This window comes from Methylophaga sp. UBA5088 (assembly GCF_002414625.1).
GTDB classification, from domain to species: Bacteria; Pseudomonadota; Gammaproteobacteria; order Nitrosococcales; family Methylophagaceae; genus Methylophaga; species Methylophaga marina.
Map to the genome: position 1 here is coordinate 70,814 of NZ_DIAC01000074.1, position 3,025 is coordinate 73,838.

The 3,025-nt window shown below is 42.0% G+C and carries 4 protein-coding genes and 1 pseudogene; all 5 read right to left on the reverse strand.

Annotated features, from left to right (window positions below):
* Window positions 1-162: ATP-binding cassette domain-containing protein (locus B4K20_RS17030; RefSeq protein ID WP_414683374.1), on the reverse strand; the 162-nt coding region annotated here is incomplete at its 3' end.
* Between the two features lie 81 nt (window positions 163-243).
* On the reverse strand, window positions 244-1,254 hold the full coding sequence (dacB, locus tag B4K20_RS09765) for a D-alanyl-D-alanine carboxypeptidase/D-alanyl-D-alanine endopeptidase (RefSeq protein WP_349678802.1): 1,011 nt from the start codon (window positions 1,252-1,254) through the stop codon (window positions 244-246).
* 41 nt (window positions 1,255-1,295) lie between these two features.
* Window positions 1,296-1,730 (reverse strand): annotated as a pseudogene (locus tag B4K20_RS16960) (D-alanyl-D-alanine carboxypeptidase); the annotation flags it as partial.
* Complete coding sequence (locus tag B4K20_RS09775; RefSeq protein WP_414673346.1) at window positions 1,730-2,419, reverse strand: response regulator; 690 nt, start codon at window positions 2,417-2,419, stop codon at window positions 1,730-1,732. The gene B4K20_RS09775 and the pseudogene B4K20_RS16960, both read right to left, overlap by 1 nt.
* Window positions 2,416-3,025, reverse strand: a 610-nt coding sequence (locus B4K20_RS09780) for a sensor histidine kinase (protein WP_289282736.1), incomplete at its 5' end; no start/stop codon positions are given. The genes B4K20_RS09780 and B4K20_RS09775, both read right to left, overlap by 4 nt.

The following is a 3,025-nucleotide window of genomic DNA, read 5'->3' on the forward strand; positions in this document are numbered from 1 at the left end:
GCCCGCCATAATACGAAGCAGACTTGATTTACCTGAACCGTTCAGGCCAAGCACCCCGATTTTTGCGCCAGGGAAAAAGGATAAAGAAATATCTTTAAGTATTTCTCGTTTTGGCGGAACAATTTTGCCCACCCGATTCATACTGTATACGTACTGAGCCATGGTTAATCTTCCAAGAATTTGACGTGATAAGAAGCCGAAAATTCTACCTATTTCGACCTTAAATTGCGAGAGGCCTCACGGTTAGAAACGTTGATAAATCGACTCATACAACGACTTTTCAAATTTCATCACGGGCCAGCGTGACTGTTTTTCATCCGCAGGGTGAAAATTAGTGACGATTTGAACGAATAGCAAGTCCCGGTTACTTTTTGTGCGAATCTTACCCGCTAAATTGTATGTACCATAGAGCGTACCGGTCTTGGCTTGTATCTGACCTTTTAAGGGCGGTTTATTCACACTGCTTCTGAAGGCCAGTGTGCCACTCTCACCTGACACGGGTAGATCACTAATCAGGCCGAGTTCAGGATGTTTGAATATATAAGACACCACTTGTATCAGTTGTGAAGCTGACAACCTGTTATTTCTGGACAGACCAGAACCATCCACTAACATGGCATGGCTGAGATCAATATTCGCCTGTTGTTTGAGTATGTGCTGCAGTGCCGCAATACCATTTTCGTAGCTACCAGATTGTTTATAAAACTGATGACCAATTGTTTTTAAAATATTGTCAGCAATAAGATTATCTGATCGCTTGAGCATTTGTCTGACAAGTGCATCAAGCGGTGCTGATTGATGTTCCGTGATGACGGCGCCATTTTTGTTGTCATCGCGAATGATTTTTCCTTTTAACTGTATACCAGCTTTATTTAACGCTTCTTCAATAGAAGATTTGGCATAGGCTGTGGTGTTTTGTAAAGCAAACTTCAACTTCACAGGTAGTGATGCTTCATTGATGCAGCCACCGATTTGATAGTGATTCTGTTCATCAGCGAGTAATTTCATCTGACAGTAATCATCATCACTAACGTTTGTTTTGATGATTTGTAGCGATGAGGTATCGATATTGATGGGCTTTTTGGCTGACAATAATACCTGTGCTTTGCTTGCGCCAGGTTTGACATATAAATTGCCCATGGCACAGTTTTTATCAATGGAAATACTGCTGGAAGGGGCGCTATAACAAACACCAAGGTTATCCCATGGAAGCCCGATGGCCCGTTCGTAATCATCAAAAGCGGCACCATTAATATATAGATTACTTTGATAACCGACTGATTTGCTCGCAGGGTTTTAAATAATCCATCCAGGTCATCTGAGCTAAAGTTAGGATCGCCACTGAAGCGTATAATGACATCCTCTTTATTCCGTTCAAGGCGTGTTACAAAACGAAAGTCATCTTTCAGATAGAGTTTTGCCGCGAGGGCAGTGACTAACTTTTGTAAACTCGCTGGGGGCTGTAACTGATCTTCACGCTGAGCAATCAGGGTTTTACCGGTTTTCATATCAATTAAATGGAAAGCGACATCCGTTGCCTTAGGCGTGTTCTTATTTGCTAAACCATCCACGGTTAAAGTTGTCGCCTGTACACTCACGCTGCTAAGCAAAAAAAGCAGAAAAATGATGTTAACTAAATGGGTAAGCATACTTGTTTCCTGATAAGAACGTTGAGTCACTAGGATGTTGATGCTATTGGTATTGAAGCAGACCTTCAATACATAAGGCATTAAAATTTGAAACGGTAACCAACACCCTGAACGGTAATGATAAATTTAGGCTGCATAGGATCGTCATTCAACTTCTGCCGAAGATGCCCCACTAAAATCCGCAAATAATGGGTTTCGGTCATAAAATGTTCGCCCCAAATTTGCTTGAGTAATTGTTGATGCGTCAGAATCCGACCTGGTGTCGCTATCAGCTCATACAACAGGGCAAACTCTTTGCGTGATAGGTGAATACTGTGGTCATCTAACCAGACTTCTCGAGTTTGCGTGTTCACTGTTAAATTATCAACATGGATAATCGCATGGGGTCTTGGCTGATTATCATGAATCCGTATCAATGCCCGTACTCTGGCCATGAGCTCACTGATACCAAAGGGTTTTGTCACATAATCATTGGCACCTGAATCAAGTGCTCGGACTTTTTCATCTTCACTCGCTCTTACAGACAACACAATTATCGGAGCTTGAGTTTGTTTTCTCAATATCCGGATAACATCCTGACCATCTCTATCGGGTAGTCCCAGATCGAGGATAATGAGATCACAATGCTGCGACTCAGAGAAGGCAATCGCTTCTTTGGCAGTAACAGCCAAAGAGACATCATAGGTTTGGGCCTCTAGACTGATTCGTAAAAACTGCCTGATCTGTGGTTCATCTTCGATAATCAGAATTTTTTTTGATGACATGCTCATTCTTGAGGTCCGTACACAACAGGATGTTTCGGTAAGGTGATATGCATGATGGTGCCACCGGATGAATTATCTATTACCTCAATATTGCCACCATGAGCAGCAATCATACCTTTCGAAATCGCCAGACCAAGTCCTGTGCCTGTTTTGGTTTCAGAATCATCATGCGTCACGCTATAAAACATATCGAATATTTTTACTTTTTCATGATCTGCAATGCCCGGTCCATTATCACTAATATCAATGTCGAGACTGGTTGTGGTGAGTTTAACGGAAATATCAATGTCACCGTCTGCTGGTGTCACTCTGGCGGCATTATCAATGATGTTGACAAGTGCTTGTTCTATTAATAAACCATGTACCCATATGATGGGAATATTATCTTGCACTGAGATATTCAAATGGCATGAATCTAATGCATCACGTAGTCGGTATAGCGTGCTCGCAATGATATCTCGGATATCAACCCAATCTCTATTCAGCGTGACTTTGCCCTGACCAAAACGTGTCATATCTAATAAATTCTGAATATGACGATCCAGACGCTGTGATTCATCCAGGACGGTGAGAAGCAGCTGTTTTTGATCATCAGCTGTCAGTTTTTCCTGA